The 14,559-nt window shown below is 66.2% G+C and carries 17 protein-coding genes; 15 read left to right on the top strand and 2 right to left on the bottom strand.

Going from position 1 to position 14,559, the window contains the following annotated elements; translation table 11 throughout:
* Window positions 1-26: 26 nt before the first annotated feature.
* From BMZ70_RS07795 to BMZ70_RS07805, 3 genes are read left to right on the top strand one after another with little or no spacing between them, the layout of a single operon-like run.
* Window positions 27-299: a flagellar biosynthesis anti-sigma factor FlgM gene (locus BMZ70_RS07795; protein WP_092271982.1), complete on the top strand. Its 273-nt coding sequence runs from the start codon at window positions 27-29 to the stop codon at window positions 297-299.
* Window positions 296-745 carry a flagellar export chaperone FlgN gene (gene flgN / locus BMZ70_RS07800; protein WP_307183636.1) on the top strand — a complete coding sequence of 150 codons (450 nt, stop codon included), beginning with the start codon at window positions 296-298 and terminating at the stop codon, window positions 743-745. The genes BMZ70_RS07795 and flgN overlap by 4 nt, the downstream gene beginning before the upstream one ends.
* Window positions 732-1,505 (top strand): glucosaminidase domain-containing protein, encoded by a 774-nt coding sequence (locus tag BMZ70_RS07805; protein WP_092271985.1) that lies wholly within the window; start codon window positions 732-734, stop codon window positions 1,503-1,505. Before flgN ends, BMZ70_RS07805 begins: the two co-directional genes overlap by 14 nt.
* Here BMZ70_RS07805 and flgA read toward each other — a convergent pair.
* Window positions 1,486-2,199 (bottom strand): flagellar basal body P-ring formation chaperone FlgA, encoded by a 714-nt coding sequence (flgA, locus tag BMZ70_RS07810; RefSeq protein ID WP_229205337.1) that lies wholly within the window; start codon window positions 2,197-2,199, stop codon window positions 1,486-1,488. The two genes, BMZ70_RS07805 and flgA, sit on opposite strands and share 20 nt — an antisense overlap.
* A 143-nt stretch (window positions 2,200-2,342) precedes the next feature.
* Between flgA and flgB the strand changes: the two genes are divergently transcribed.
* The 12 genes from flgB (at window position 2,343) to BMZ70_RS07870 (ending at window position 12,375) form a co-directional block, all read left to right on the top strand.
* A complete protein-coding gene (gene flgB, locus BMZ70_RS07815) occupies window positions 2,343-2,705 on the top strand; it encodes a flagellar basal body rod protein FlgB (RefSeq protein WP_092271991.1) in 363 nt (120 codons plus the stop codon).
* Between the two features lie 13 nt (window positions 2,706-2,718).
* Window positions 2,719-3,141 (top strand): flagellar basal body rod protein FlgC, encoded by a 423-nt coding sequence (gene flgC, locus BMZ70_RS07820; RefSeq protein ID WP_092271993.1) that lies wholly within the window; start codon window positions 2,719-2,721, stop codon window positions 3,139-3,141.
* A 3-nt stretch (window positions 3,142-3,144) separates the two neighbouring features.
* Window positions 3,145-3,825, top strand: a complete 681-nt coding sequence (locus BMZ70_RS07825) for a flagellar hook capping FlgD N-terminal domain-containing protein (protein WP_092271996.1) — start codon at window positions 3,145-3,147, stop codon at window positions 3,823-3,825.
* A 15-nt stretch (window positions 3,826-3,840) separates the two neighbouring features.
* Window positions 3,841-5,097 (top strand): flagellar hook protein FlgE, encoded by a 1,257-nt coding sequence (locus tag BMZ70_RS07830; RefSeq protein ID WP_092271999.1) that lies wholly within the window; start codon window positions 3,841-3,843, stop codon window positions 5,095-5,097.
* Between the two features lie 10 nt (window positions 5,098-5,107).
* Window positions 5,108-5,836: a flagellar basal body rod protein FlgF gene (locus BMZ70_RS07835; RefSeq protein ID WP_092272002.1), complete on the top strand. Its 729-nt coding sequence runs from the start codon at window positions 5,108-5,110 to the stop codon at window positions 5,834-5,836.
* 34 nt (window positions 5,837-5,870) lie between these two features.
* Window positions 5,871-6,662, top strand: coding sequence for a flagellar basal-body rod protein FlgG (flgG, locus tag BMZ70_RS07840; RefSeq protein ID WP_175500763.1), 792 nt, complete (start codon window positions 5,871-5,873; stop codon window positions 6,660-6,662).
* Window positions 6,662-7,342, top strand: coding sequence for a flagellar basal body L-ring protein FlgH (flgH, locus tag BMZ70_RS07845; protein WP_092272008.1), 681 nt, complete (start codon window positions 6,662-6,664; stop codon window positions 7,340-7,342). Before flgG ends, flgH begins: the two co-directional genes overlap by 1 nt.
* A 22-nt stretch (window positions 7,343-7,364) precedes the next feature.
* On the top strand, window positions 7,365-8,480 hold the full coding sequence (locus BMZ70_RS07850) for a flagellar basal body P-ring protein FlgI (RefSeq protein WP_092272010.1): 1,116 nt from the start codon (window positions 7,365-7,367) through the stop codon (window positions 8,478-8,480).
* A 19-nt stretch (window positions 8,481-8,499) separates the two neighbouring features.
* Window positions 8,500-8,931 carry a rod-binding protein gene (locus BMZ70_RS07855; RefSeq protein WP_092272013.1) on the top strand — a complete coding sequence of 144 codons (432 nt, stop codon included), beginning with the start codon at window positions 8,500-8,502 and terminating at the stop codon, window positions 8,929-8,931.
* A gap of 81 nt (window positions 8,932-9,012) precedes the next feature.
* Window positions 9,013-10,383, top strand: a complete 1,371-nt coding sequence (gene flgK / locus BMZ70_RS07860; protein WP_092272016.1) for a flagellar hook-associated protein FlgK — start codon at window positions 9,013-9,015, stop codon at window positions 10,381-10,383.
* 11 nt (window positions 10,384-10,394) lie between these two features.
* Window positions 10,395-11,306, top strand: a complete 912-nt coding sequence (gene flgL, locus BMZ70_RS07865) for a flagellar hook-associated protein FlgL (protein ID WP_092272019.1) — start codon at window positions 10,395-10,397, stop codon at window positions 11,304-11,306.
* A gap of 22 nt (window positions 11,307-11,328) precedes the next feature.
* Entirely contained in the window at window positions 11,329-12,375 is a 1,047-nt protein-coding gene (locus BMZ70_RS07870; RefSeq protein ID WP_092272022.1) for a hypothetical protein, read from the top strand.
* On the opposite strand, the gene BMZ70_RS07875 is transcribed toward BMZ70_RS07870, so the two are convergent.
* Window positions 12,372-14,507 (bottom strand): putative bifunctional diguanylate cyclase/phosphodiesterase, encoded by a 2,136-nt coding sequence (locus BMZ70_RS07875; protein ID WP_092272025.1) that lies wholly within the window; start codon window positions 14,505-14,507, stop codon window positions 12,372-12,374. The genes BMZ70_RS07870 and BMZ70_RS07875 overlap by 4 nt on opposite strands.
* Window positions 14,508-14,559 lie beyond the last annotated feature (52 nt).

Genomic DNA, 14,559 nt, shown 5'->3' on the forward strand with positions numbered 1-14,559 from the left:
AAACCAAGCCAACACGAGGCACACGTATGAGAATTACGACTTCGACCCCGGACGGGATGGCCGTCCAGCGCGTGGCCGACAGCGCCCCGGTGGAAGCGCCGGAAGCGGTCGCCGCGCCGGCCCCGGCGCCGCTGCAATCGAGCGTGCTGCAGCCGGCGCTGCAGGCGCTGCGCGAGATGCCGGAAATCGACCAGGAAAAAATCGACATGCTGCGCGACGCCCTGGCCAAGGGCGAGCTGCCGTTCGACCCGTCCAAGCTGGCCGGCCTGATCCAACGCTTCCACGGGAGCGAGCAGTGAGCGTAGTCAGTAACACGGTGGGCGCCCTGTCCCGCCAGGACGCCATGCGTCAGCTGCTGGCCGGGATCGCCGACGATTTGCTCGCCTATCCGGCCCTGCAAGATTTGCTGCAACAACAATTCCAGGCCGCGCTGCGCCACAAGGCGTCCGAACTGGGCGCCGTGGCCGAGGCCATTTCCACCCTGGTCGACACCATGCAGGCCCGGCGCGAGCTGCGCGTGGCGCTGGTACAACGCCTGGTAGGCCCCCAAGGCACCATGCTGCAGGCTTTTGCCTTGCTGAAAAATGCAGCGCGGGAGAGAATGGAAACAGACTGGAGTACGCTGGAACAGGCCGTCATCGCGTGCAAAGCGCTGAGCAAGCGCAATGGCGACCTGCTGGTGGAGCAATACAGCATCATGCAGCGTGTGCTGCATGGCGAGGAGCAAATTTATGCGCCAGCTTAGCGGGATGCAAGCCACGGCACCCACTGCTGCAACCGTGTCGAATGTCGCCGCCAGCCGCCCTACCGCGGCCACTGGCGGCTTTGCCACGTCCGGCGCCTTCAACGCCGCCTTCCAGCAGGTGCAGGCCGACGTCGCCGCCTACATCGCCAAGGGCGACCTCAGCGTTCCGAACAACGCCCAGCCCTCGTCGCAAGCCATGAGCCTGCAGGCGATGGCCTTGCGCAACCGCGCCGCCGGCGCGCTCGAGGACGAGGAACACGGGGTCGACAGCGCCACCCAGCAGCAATTCCTGGCCTCGATCAAGCCGTGGGCCGAGGAAACCGCCGGCAAGCTGGGCGTGGCGCCCGAGCTGGTGGCCGCGCATGCGGCGCTGGAATCGGGCTGGGGCAAGCAGCCGCTGAAAAACGGCACGGCCAGCGCCAACAACCTGTTCGGCATCAAGGCCGGCAGCGGCTGGCAAGGCGACATCGCCACCGCCAGCACCACCGAGTACGAACACGGCGCCATGCTGCGCAAGACCGAGCGCTTCCGCAGCTATCCCGACACCGCCAGCGCCTTCCGCGACTACGCCAGCCTGCTGAGCAGCAATCCGCGCTACGCGGCCGCGCTCAACACCGGCAGCGACGCCCACGCCTTCGCCGGCGCGCTGGCCAGGGCCGGCTACGCCACCGACCCGCAGTATGCGGACAAGCTGGGCAAGGTGGCCGCCCAGCTGCAGCGCAGCGGCGGCCTGGCCGGCGTCACTGCGACGGAGGACTAGCCGTGACCGGCGCAGACACCGGCTCCACCGTGGCAGCGCCCGTCACCCGGGCACGGATCACCGTGCCGCTGGCATTGCGCACCCGCACCGCGTCGCCGCGCCCACCGGCATCGAGCGCCTCGCCCGCCATGCTGACCTCGACTTCCTCGCGGCGCGCGACGATGCGCACCGGCTCGCCGCGCTTGACCAGCGTCGGCGCCGCCAGCAAACCCTTGCGTAAAATCTCGCCGCTGCGCAGCGCGCGCTTGGCGCTCATGCCCACCGCGTCCTGCGGATCGGCGATGCTGTCGCCGATCGAGGAGATGTCGTGGCGCTCCAGCAACACATCCGTATCGGACAGGACTTTCCCGGCCGCCAACTCGCTTGCCATCACAGCAATGCGCGCCGAGATCTGCGCGCGCACGATGAATTCATACCGCCAGCCATTCGCGCCGCTGCAAACGGCGATGAAACGCATGCGCGCCGGCAAGCGCGTATCGGCGCCCTGCACCGTCACCGGCCCGCTGCAAGGGGCTAGCGGCCGTGTTCCCGGCACCACCGTGATGCCGATCTGCGGTTCGCTCAAGCCGGCTGCCTCGGCCCAGCGCACCACTTGCTGGCGCGCCGCCGTTTCGACCATGCCGGGCAGCTGCTCCGCCGCCACCCCAACCGGGGCAGAAAAACCTGGCGAAATCCGAATGCAAAACAGCAACATTGCCGCCGAAACAGTTACAATACATTTGTTGTACATGAGCAATAACCTCTACTATGATGCGAGAGGTCATTCTACAGGGCGGCTTGCAGTTGCCGCCACTCATGTTGACACGTTTTACCGCAACGTCACCACAGGGGAAGAATATGGGCATTAACTTCAAAGATGCAGCCGGCGTCCACGCCGACGCGCTGGCCTTGCGCGCCGAGCGCACGCGCATCCTGGCGGCCAATATCGCCAATGAGAACACGCCCGGCTTCCAGGCGCAGGACATGGATTTCAGCGCCACCCTGGCCAATGTGCAGGCGGTCGGCAACGGCGACCTCGGCGACGGCGGCGACAGCGCGCTGATGTACCGCGTGCCCTACCACCCTACCCGCGACGGCAACACGGTGGAAATCGGCGTCGAGCAGGCGGCGTTCTCGCAGAACGCCACCGACTTCGCCACCAGCCTGACCTTCGTCAACATGAAACTCAAGGGCCTGGCGAAAGCCATCAGCGGCCAGTAAGGCAGGAACCAGCATGTCCTTCAAGAATATTTCAGAAATCGCCGGCTCGGCGATGGCGGCCCAGTCGGTCCGCCTGAATACCATCGCCTCCAACCTGGCCAACGCCGATTCGGTGGCCGGCACCGAGGCCGAGACCTACCGCGCGCGCAAGCCGGTGTTTGCGGCCGTCATGAGCGACGGCCCGGACGGCATGAGCAGCGCCGGCGGCAAGGTGCAGGTGCTGGACGTGGTGCAGTCGGACGAGCCGCTGCGCCAGGTCTACGAGCCCGGCAACCCGATGGCCAACGCCGAGGGCATGGTGTTCTACCCGAATGTCAACCAGGTGGCCGAGATGACCGACATGATGTCGGCCTCGCGCGCCTTTGAGACCAATGTTGAAGTCCTGGGCCGCATCCGTTCGATGCAGAGCTCCCTCCTTAAACTCGGCGAAGGCTAAGTCATGACCGTCAGTCTCCTCAATAACGGCAGCACCAGCTCGTCGACCACGTCCGGCACCAGCATCACCGGCAATGCGTCGAGCGAAGCGTCGAATATGTTCACCAAGCTGCTGGTGGCGCAAATCCAGAACCAGGATCCGCTGTCGCCCACCGATCCGGCGCAGTTCGTCCAGCAGCTGACCCAGCTGTCGCAGACCGAAACCCTGCAAAACCTGACCAATGTCACCAGCGCCAGTGCCAGCGTGCTGCAAAGCATGCAGGTGCTGGCGCTGGGCGCGCAAGTCGGTTCCAACGTGATGGCCGAAACCAAGTCGGTCACGCTGGACGGCGCCACCAAGGTCACCGGCCAGACCACGCTGGCGGCCTCCAGCACCAAGACCACGCTGGTGCTGACCGGCTCCGACGGCGTCAAGCACGAGGTCAACCTCGGCACCCAGGCCCCGGGCACGGTCGCGTTCACCATCGATCCGGCCAAGCTGGGCCTGAAGGCCGACACCTACAGCCTGGCGGTCCAGACCTCCAGCAAGGAAACCCCGGCGGTCGACATCCAGGGCCGCCTGAACAGCGTGCGCCTGTCGTCCACCGGCAGCGTGGTGCTCAACGTCGGCAACATCGGCGAAACCGCCACCAGCGCCATCACCGCCTTCAACGGTTCCACTTCTGCCACTCAAGCTAGTCTCTAAAGGAAGGTATCCATCATGAGTTTCGATATCGCATTGTCTGGCATCCAGGCCATCAACGATTCGCTGGACGTCACCAGCCACAACATCGCCAACGCCGGCACCTATGGCTACAAGGCCAGCCGCGCCAACTTCTCGACCCTGGTGGCGGGCAACCAGGTCACCGGCGTGCAGGTGGGCTCGACCACCCAGAACATCGGCCTGCAGGGCGGCATCCTCAACACCGGCCGCTCGCTGGACGCCTCGATCAACGGCAAGGGCTTCTTCATCGCCAAGGACGCCGCCACCGGCGAAATCCAGTACACCCGCGTCGGCATCTTCGACGCCTCCAAGGACGGCTACCTGATCGACGCCTCCGGCCGCAAGGTGCAGGGCTACCCGGTCGACGTGCAGACCGGCGTGATGGGCGCACAGGGCGATATCACCATCCCGACCGGTGCGATCCCGGCCGTGGCGTCGGAAAAAGTCAGCTACGTCGGCAACCTGTCGGCCGACTGGGTCGCCCCCAGCGCCGGCTGGACCGCGCCGGCCACCGCCGCCGACGCGCCCGACACCGCCACCTTCAATATGTCCAAGGCCTCGGTCATCTACGACACCCTGGGCGGCAAGCATACTTTGACCCAGTACTTCGCCCGTACCGGCGGCGGCAGCGGCGCCTCGACCGCCAACTCGGTCGACGTGCACTATGTGCTGGACGGCCTGGAAGTCGGCACCCCGACCACCATGACCTTCGACGGCACCACCGGCCAGATGCTGACCCCTGACCCGGCCGCCGACGCCGGCAGCATCACCATCGGCCTGGCCGGCACCACCACCGCCAACGGCGGCGTACTGAACGACATCGTCATCAACTACACCGGCACCACCGGCTTTGCCGGCGAAGCGACCACCTCGACCAACAACGCCGACGGCTACGCCTCGGGCACCTTCAGCGGCGTGACGCTGGGCGAAGACGGCTCGGTGATCGCCAGCTACACCAACGGCCAGAAGCAGACCATCGGCCGCCTGGCCGTGGCCACCTTCCCGGACGAAGGCGCGCTGACCGCCGTCAGCGACACCAGCTGGACCACCTCGATCGCCTCGGGCGAGCCGCTGGTGACCGCAGCCGGCGTCGGCATGGCCGGCACCATCAACGTCAGCACGCTGGAACAGTCCAACGTCGACATCACTTCGGAACTGGTGGGCCTGATGACCTCGCAGCGCAACTACCAGGCCAACTCCAAGGTGATCCAGACCGAGTCGACCATGCTGCAATCGCTGATGCAGGCGATCTGAGGACGGATACATGGACGCGCTGATCTACACCGCCATGAGCGGGGCCGAACGGGCCCTGCGCGGGCAACAGGTGCACGCCAACAACCTGGCCAACATCGACACCGGCGGCTTCCGCGCCAATATGGAGCTGTCGGCGGCGCAGGCCGTCAACGGCTACGGCTACGACGACCGCCACATGTCGCAGCTGCAGGCCAACAGCCTGTCGACCAAGCCGGGCACCATGAAAAGCACCGGCCGCGACCTCGACGTCGCGGTGGCCGGCAACGGCTTCCTGACGGTGCAGAGCGCCGGCGGCGAGGCCTACACCCGCGCCGGCGCGATGGTGCTCGATGAGAACGGCACCCTGCGCGTCAACGGCGACGTGGTGCTGGGCGAAGGCGGCCCGATCACCCTGCCCGAGTACACCGCGATCGCCATCGGCAATGACGGCACCATCTCGATCCAGGCGCCGGGCACCACCACCATGCAGGTGATCGACAAGCTGCGCCTGGTGAAGGCGGAAGCGTCCGAACTGACCAAGAACACCCAGGGCTTGCTGGTCGCGCGCGACGGCAACCCGCTGGCCACCGACCCGGGCGTGGTGCTGCGCCCCGGCCACCTGGAAGGCAGCAATGTCTCGGCGGTGGAAGAAATGGTGTCGGTGATGAGCCTGAACCGTACTTTTGAAATCCAGATGAAATTGTTCACGGCCACCGATTCGATGGCCGAAGCCGGCAACCGCCTGATTAGCGGCAGCTGATCCACACGCGACAAGACACGACAGGGAGAAAATCATGAATCCAGCAATGTGGATCAGCAAGACCGGCGTACAAGCCCAGGACCAGAAACTGCAAGCCATCGCCAACAACCTGGCCAATGCCAACACGGTCGGCTTCAAGCGCGACCGCGTGGTGTTCGAAGACCTGTTCTACTCGGTGGAACAGCAGCCGGGCGCGCAGCGCGCCGACAACAACACCCTGACCCCGTCCGGCGTCCAGCTCGGCAACGGCGTGCACATGGTCGGCACCCAGAAAGTCTTCACCCAGGGCGTGCTGCAAACCACCAGCCGCGAACTCGACATCTCGGTGATGGGCAACGGCTTCCTGTCGGTGCGCCAGCCCGACGGCACCACCGCCTACACCCGCGCCGGCCAGCTGCAGGTCGACGCCAACGGCATCGTGGTCAACGCCAGCGGCCTGCCGCTGATTCCGCAGATCACCGTGCCGGCCAACGCCACCGCGCTGAGCATCGGCGAAGACGGCACCGTGTCGGCCAAGATTGCCGACAACGTCACGCCGCAGCAGCTGGGCCAGCTGACCCTGACCTCCTTCATCAACCCGACCGGCCTGATGGCCCTCGGTGAAAACCTGTTTGCCGAAACGCCGTCGTCGGGCACCCCGACCGAAGGCACGCCGGGCACCGCCCAGTGGGGCAAGATCAAGCAGGGCACGCTGGAAGGCTCGAACGTGCAGGTGGTGGAGGAGATGGTCGACATGATCGCCGCCCAGCGCACCTATGAAATGAACACCAAGGTGCTGTCGGCCGCCGACAATATGCTGCAGTACCTGTCGCAGGCAGCCCGCTGATGAAAACCGCACTGCGGATGCAGCCGATCGTGCTGCTGCTGACGGCGCTTTCGCTGGCCGGCTGCGCCGCATTGCAGCCGCCGGCCGTGCGTCCCGGCCCGTCCGACGAACCGCCGCCGGTGGCGCGCAACAGCGCGCCGCGCGGCGTCTCGGGCGGCGTGTTCAGCACCGATGTCGGCCTGTCGCTGACCTCGGACAGCCGCGCCTTCCGCGTCGGCGATGTGGTCACCGTCAACCTGCTGGAAACCACCCAGGCCAGCAAAAAGGCCGGCACCAGCTTCTCCAAGGAATCGGCCGACAATATCAACGCCCCCAACCTGCTGGGCAAGACCTTCGGCAAGGCGGCGGTCGGCCTGGGCGCCTCCAACAGCTTCACCGGCGACGCCACCAGCACCCAGCAGAACGCCCTGACCGGCGCCATCACCGTGATCGTGCAGGAAGTGCTGCCGAACGGCCTGCTGCGCGTGTCCGGCGAAAAAACCCTGACCCTCAACAACGGCGAGGAATACGTGCGCCTGCGCGGCTACCTGCGCGCGGCCGACATCGACGCCGACAACCAGGTGTCGTCGCAGCGCATCGCCAACGCCCGCATCGCCTATTCGGCGCAAGGCACGCTGGCCGAGTCGCAACAGCCGGGCTGGCTGACGCGCTTCTTCAACGGCCCGCTGATGCCGTTCTAAGTTTTGATACACGGGTGATCCCATGAAATTCCGCAAGCTCCTGCCTGCTTTAACCTTCGCCCTGCCCCTCGCCCTGTCGTTGGCGCTGCCGGCCCACGCCGCGCAGGCGCTGCGCAACCTGGTCGCCATCGAAGGCGTGCGCGACAATCCGCTGGTCGGCTACGGCCTGGTGGTCGGCCTGAACGGCAGCGGCGACTCGACCCAGGTCAAGTTTTCCAGCCAGTCGGTGATCAATATGCTCAAGCAGTTCGGCGTCAAGGTGCCGGACGGCACCGACGCCAAGTCGAAGAACGTGGCCACCGTGATGGTGTCGGCGGTGTTCCCGCCCGGCTACCGCAAGGGCCAGTCGATCGACGTGGTGGTGTCCTCGATGGGCGACGCCAAGAGCCTGCGCGGCGGCGCCCTGCTGCTGACCCCGCTGCGCGCGGCCGACGGCGAGGTCTACGCGCTGGCCCAGGGCAATGTGGTGGTCGGCGGCTTCAGCGCCTCCGGCAAGAGCGGCTCCTCGATCACCGTCAACACCCCGACCTCAGGCCGCATCCCGAGCGGCGCCAACATCGAACGCGAGATCGGCACCGATTTCGCCACCAAGCCGACCGTGCGCCTGTCGCTGCGCCACCCGCACTTCCAGACCGCGATCAACATCGTCGACTCGATCAACAAGAAATTCGGCGACATCGCCAGCGCCAGCGACGCCACCAGCGTCGACGTGGTGGCGCCGGCCAACCCGACCCAGCGCGTGGCCTTCATGGCCAAGCTGGAAGCGATGAATATCGAGGTCGGCGAAGACGCGCCGAAAGTGGTGTTCAATTCGCGCACCGGCACCGTGGTGATCGCCGAAGGCTTGCGCGTGCGCGCCGCCGCCGTCACCCACGGCTCGCTCAAGGTGGTGATTTCCGAATCGACCAAGATCAGCCAGCCGAACGCGCTGGCCGGCGGCCAGACCACCACCGCGCCGCAGTCGCAGGTCACGGCCGACCAGGGCCCGGCGCAAATGTTCAAGTGGCCGGCCGGCGCCAAGCTGCAATCGATCATCGACGTGGTCAACAGCCTGGGCGCCACCCCGGACGACATCATGGCCATCCTGCAGGCGCTGGACCAGGCCGGCGCCATCGAAGGCGAACTCGTGGTTATCTAAGATTATCCAAGGACAACACATGGACTCCTCTTCCTTCGACCCGAGCCGCCTGCTGGCCAACGGCACCGCCGGCCAGCTGAGCGGCACCCACGTGGCGCCGCAACCGGCCCAGGCCGGCGACAGCGTCGACCCGGCCTACCGCGCCAAGGCCACCGAAGCCGCCATCAAGTTCGAGAGCTTCTTCATCGGCAAGATGCTGCACCAGATGCGCGACGGCACCCGCGCCTTCGCCGCCGAGGACAGCCCGAGCAAGAGCAGCATCAACAACGACATGCTCGACATGGCCGACAACCTGGTGGCCGACCAGCTGGCCGGCCAGCGCGCCTTCGGCGTGGCCGACGCCATCCTGCGCCAGCTGTTGCCGCAGCAGCAATCGGCGCCGGCATCGGCGGCCAGCGTCAATGTTGCCGATGCGCAAAAAGTTACGCCGCCGCTTAATCCGCAGCAATAAACGGTCGCCCGTTACTGATATCGGACCAGTGCGCCATCGCACGCACGGGCCCCCAGGACTTCACCAGGAAAGACCCGCTACATGACCATCTCGTACAACGCACTGTCGGGCGCCCTGGCCGCCCAGGCCGCACTGAACACCGTCAGTCAGAACATCGCCAACTCGCAGACCAAGGGCTATACCCGCCAGGGTGTGCTGCTGCAGGCGACCGCCTCTGACCCCGGCACCAAATCGGCCGGCAACGGTGTGCAGATCGGCTCGCTGTTGCGTTTCAGCGACTCCTACAAGTCGCAGCAACTGTGGCGCACCAATTCGGATCTCGGCGCACGCTCGCAAGTGCAGCCGTACCTGACCCAGATGGAAACCGTGATGAGCGACAAAAAGTCGAGCATCAGCTACGGCATCGACACCTTCTTCAAGGCCCTCAACGCGGCCGGCGTCGACCCGACCTCGAGCCCGCTGCGCCAGCAGGTGATCACCGCCGCCGACTCCATGTCGCAGCAGATCAACTCGATCTACAACGTGACCGCCAACCAGCTGGTATCGGTGCTGCAGCAGCAGCAAGCCATCCTGCCGTCGCTGAACCAGTCGATCAAGGATATCGCCGCGCTGAACCAGCAGATCGTCGCGGTCAGCTCGGCCGGCACCAACACCTCGGCGCTGCAGGACAAGCGCGAACAGCTGATCGACAGCGTGGCCTCGCAAGTGGCGGTCGAAGTGATCCACAATCCGGACGGCACCGCCAGCGTCTCGCTGAAGAGCGGCCAGCCGCTGGTGGTCAGCAATCTGTCGGCCTCGCTCAACTATGTCACCACCAGCGGCAGCTCGGTGCTGACCCTGACCTTTGCCGACACCAAGTTCAAGCTCGACGACACCAAGGTCGGCGGCCAGTTGGGCGGTCTCGGCGACTACAAGCAAAACACCCTGCTGCCGCTGCAAGGCTCGATCAAGGAAATCGCCGAGCAGATGTCGACGGCGGTCAACGCCCAGCTGAGTGCCGGCTTCAAGAGCGACGGCTCGGCCGGCGCCGCGCTGCTGGAATTCAACCCGGCCAGCGCCACCGGCCTGCTGCAAGTAACCGCCGGCTTCCAGACCACCGACCTGGCCTTCTCCAGCGACGGCACGCCGGGCGACAGCGGCAACCTGCAAAAAATCATCGACATCAAGGGCCAGCCGATCACCCTGACCACGCTGGGCAGCGTGCTGCTGGGCGACGCCGACACCCAGATCGTCGGCAAGCTGGGCATCGACAGCCAGCAAAACCAGTCGCAGCTGGCCACCGCCACCACCATCCGCACCCAGGCCGAGGACGACTGGAAGTCGACCAGCGCGGTCAACACCGACGAGGAAGCCATCAACCTGGTGGAATTCCAGAATATGTACCAAGCGAACATGAAGGTGATTGCCGTGGCCAACACCCTGTTCGAATCGACGCTGCAAATGTTCGGTTAAGGAGAGCCTGAATGCGTATCGCCACCAGCCAGTTCCAGGCCACCATGAACCGCGGCCTGCAAGACAACCAGAGCAAGCTGGCCTCGCTCACCGCGCGCATGGCCAGCGGCGACAAGATCCAGGTGCCGTCGGACGACCCGGTGACCTCGGTGCGCCTGTCGCGCCTGAGCCGCGAGGAAGCCATCGTCGGCCAGTACCGCGACAATATCTCGGCCATCAAGATCCGCCTGTCGACCAACGAGACCTACCTGACCAGCATGGTCAACGACATCACCCAGAGCCACGACCTGCTGGTGTGGGCCGCCGACGGCAGCAATTCCAGCGACGACCTGAAGTCGATGACGCAAACCATGACCTCGCTGCGCGACAGCCTGTTCTACAGCGCCAACCAGAAAGACCAGGAAGGCCGCTATGTGTTTTCCGGCACCCTGACCAACACCCAGGCCATCAGCTACGACCCGAATGCGCCGGCCGGCTCGCGCTACACCTTCACCGGCAATACCGGGCAGCAGAAATCGGTGGTGGGCAATGGCATCACCCAGACCGTCAACGTCGACGTGTCCGGGCTGGAAACCCTGCTCAACCAGATGGACAGCACCATCGACCAGCTGTCGCAGCCGGGCGTGACGTCCGGCACGCCGGCGCTGCAGGCCGCCATCAAAGCCAATATGGACGGCGCGCTGGACACGATGGAAGCCGTGGCCGGCAAGATCGCCTCGTTTGGCGGCGCGCAAAACGTGATGGAAACCCTGGACGGCAACCACGCCAACGTCAGCCTGTCGAACAAGACCGCGATCCTCGATCTCGGCTCGCTTGACATGACCGACGCCGCCACTGAACTGAACGGCTACAACCTGGCGCTGCAAGCTTCGTACAAGGCGTATTCGAAGATCACCAACCTGTCGCTGTTCAACGTCCTGTAATCCTTTTTAAGCCGACCCGCGTATGCAAATCACGTCCACCTCCACACCCCAAGTCATTGTTCCCGGCGCCCACGCCGGCAATGCCACTGCGGTGGACGGCACCTCGCTGGGACTGAACGGCGAGAACGCCGCCACCGCCACCCCGGTCACGCCGACGCCAAACTCGGCGGCGCCGCTGCGTCGTGGCATCAACAACTGGGACCAGCCGCTGCAGGGCGACATCTCGGGCGCCCAGCAGGCGCTCGACTTCCTCGAGCAGAGCGCGGCCCAGCTGCGCAACCTCAAGGCCGACCTCAGCAACCGCCTGGCCAACCGCCAGCGCTCGGACGGCGTGCTGGAAGCGCGCGTGCGCCAGTTCAGCAACAGCTGGCGCAACCGCAGCAGCGCCTCCGGCGGCACGCTCGATGCGCAGCTCAAATTCAGCAACAAGGGCACCACCACCAGCTTCACCGTGCGCGGCATGAGCCTGGCCAACCTGCGCAACGGCGGCCGCGAAGTGCTGGCGATTTCCATCGGCGGCGGCCAGAACGTACGCTCGGTGGTGCTGGAACCGGGCCTGAGCGACGCCCAGATCGCCGCCCGCTTCGACGAGGCGCTGGCGCCCAACGGCGTGCGCGCCGAGATCAACGACGACGGCCAGCTGGAATTCTCGACCACCGAATCGCAATGGGCCAATGTGCGCGACACCATCGCCGTGCAGGGCGGCGGCGTGCGCTTCCCGACCGGCCAGCTGAACCGTGTCAAAGCCGAGGCCCAGGCGCCGGACGTCGATCCGGACAGCTGGAACACCGCCGACGTCGACGGCATCCGCGCCACCCTGCAGCAAGTGGTGCAGGCGCTGGCCAAGGTGGAAGCGTCGATCGTCTCGGTGCAGCAGGCGCTGGCGCAGGTCAGCGCACGGGTGCAGAACGCCACGCCCGACGCCACCCGCAGCGGCATGGAACAGGTGGCGCAGAACTTCGTCGCCACCAGCAAGCAGCCCGGCTACCAGTCGCTGCTGTCGATCACCTCGGCGCTGGCCGGCATCAGCCGCGACCGCGTCAGCTCGCTGCTGCGCCTGCGCAGTTAATTCAGCAGGCTCAGGCCGCCGCTGGCCAGGGCCAACAATTCCGCAGCCGGCAGCACGCCGGCATACACAAAGCCCTGCGCATAATCGCAGCCGGCCATCGCCAGCAGGCCGCTCTGGGCCGGCGTTTCCACCCCTTCCGCCACCACCCGCAGGCCCAGCTTGTGGGCCATCACGATCAGCGCTTCGCACATGGCAAGGTCGCCGCTGTCGCTGGCCAGGTGCTGGATGAAGCTGTGGTCGAGCTTGAGCAGGTCGATGCCGAAGTGCTTGAGGTGGGACAGCGAGGAATAGCCGGTGCCGAAATTGTCCAGCGCCACCTGCAAGCCCATCTCGCGCAAGTCGCGCAGGCGCTCGCAGGCGCGGGCGGCGCCGTCCAGCAGCACGCCCTCGGTGATTTCCAGCACGATGCTGCGCGGCGGCAGCCCCAGCCGCGCGGCGTGCTGCAGCCAGTCGACGTACAGCGCCGTATCGCCGCGCAGCTGCGCCGCCGACTGGTTGATGCTGACCTGGAAGCCGCTGCCCAGCTCGTCCTGCCAGCGCCTGGCCTGCTGGGCGGCCTGGCGGAACACCCAGTCGCCGATTTCCAGCATCATGCCGCCGGCTTCGGCAAACGGCAGGAATTCGGCCGGCGCCAGCAGGCCGCGCTGCGGATGGCGCCAGCGCAGCAAGGCTTCGGCGCGCTCGATGCGGCCGGTTTGCAGGTTGACGATGGGCTGGTAGTGCAGCTCGAACTGCTCCAGCGCCAGCGCCGAGCGCAGGTCCAGCGTCACTTGCTGGCGCGCCTGCGCCGCCAGCTGCAGGTCGGGCGTGAAGTAGCTGTAGCGGTTGCGCCCGCCCTGCTTGGCGGCGTACATGGCCTGGTCGGCGCTGCGCAGCAGGTCTTCCGGCGAGGCGGCGTCGGCCGGGTACAGCGCGATGCCGACGCTGGCCGACACCGTCGCTTGCGCGCCCTCCAGCGGCACCGGCCGGCTCAGCATCGCCAGCATGCTTTCGGCGATGCGGTCGACGCCGTGGGCGTGCTCGAGGCCGGACAGGATCACGGTGAATTCATCGCCGCCCAGGCGCGCCACCGTGTCCGAGCTGCGCACGCACAGGCCGATACGGCGCGCCGCCTCCACCAGCACGGCGTCGCCCTGCTGGTGGCCCAGCGTGTCGTTGACTTCCTTGAAGCCGTCGAGATCGATGAACAGCAGCGCCAGCTGCAAGCCCTCGCGCCGCGCCTTCTTGATTTCCTGGCCCAGCCGGTCGTTGAACATGTGGCGGTTGGGCAGCGCGGTGAGCGCGTCGAAATTGGCCTGGTGCCAGATCAGCTCGGCCGAGGCGCGGCTGGCGGTGACGTCGGTGACCAGCGCCAGCGCGCCGCGATAGCTGCCGTCGGCGTCGAAAATCGGATTGGTGGCCAGCGTGGCCCACAGGTCGCTGCCATCCTTGCGCAGGAACTTGAACTCGTGGCGCTCCGACAAGCCCTGCTGGCGGCGCGCGATATTGCGCTCGAGGATGCTGCGGCCCTCCTCGTCCATGAAGGCCACCAGCGGCTGCTCCAGCATGTCCTCGATGCTGTAGCCCAGCATCTGCGCCATCTTCGGGTTGACGAAGCTGGTGCGGGCGGCGGCGTCGATCTCCCAGATGCCTTCCTCGGCGTTGTGGACGATGCGGCGGAAGCGTTCCTCGCTGCGCTCGAGCGCGGCCAGCTTGCCCTCGGCCAGCTCCAGCACCACGCGGATGGCCTGGCCGCTGGCGTCGACGCTGGCGCGCAGCGACACCGGGAAGCCTTGCTGGTTGCGCGTGCGCAGCATCTGCAGGTCGCACTGCTCGGGCTGGCCGCTGTTGATGGCGCGCCGCAGGAAGCCGTCGAAATCATCGTAGAAGCGCGGCGCAATGAACTGGCGCAAGCCGGCCCGCTCTGGATTGCTGCGCGCGATGCCGAGCAGGTCGGCGCCGACCACATTCATTTGCAGGATGGTGGTGTCGAACGACAGCACGAAATAGCCGACCGGCGCCAGCAGATAGATATCATTGAAATAAGCCTGGTCGGCGTCGTGACCGTAGTCAGACGCAGCGTAGGGCGCCATGCCGGCTTCCTCGGTGAGGACCGTCAATCCCGGCAGCTCAGCGTGCATAGTCTTATCCATACACCCCCTTATTTGATGTTTTCAGATTAACATTGTGGGGGCTGGATGTCGA

The sequence above is a fragment of the Duganella sp. CF402 genome, assembly GCF_900109645.1.
In the GTDB taxonomy this organism is placed as follows: domain Bacteria; phylum Pseudomonadota; class Gammaproteobacteria; order Burkholderiales; family Burkholderiaceae_D; genus Rugamonas.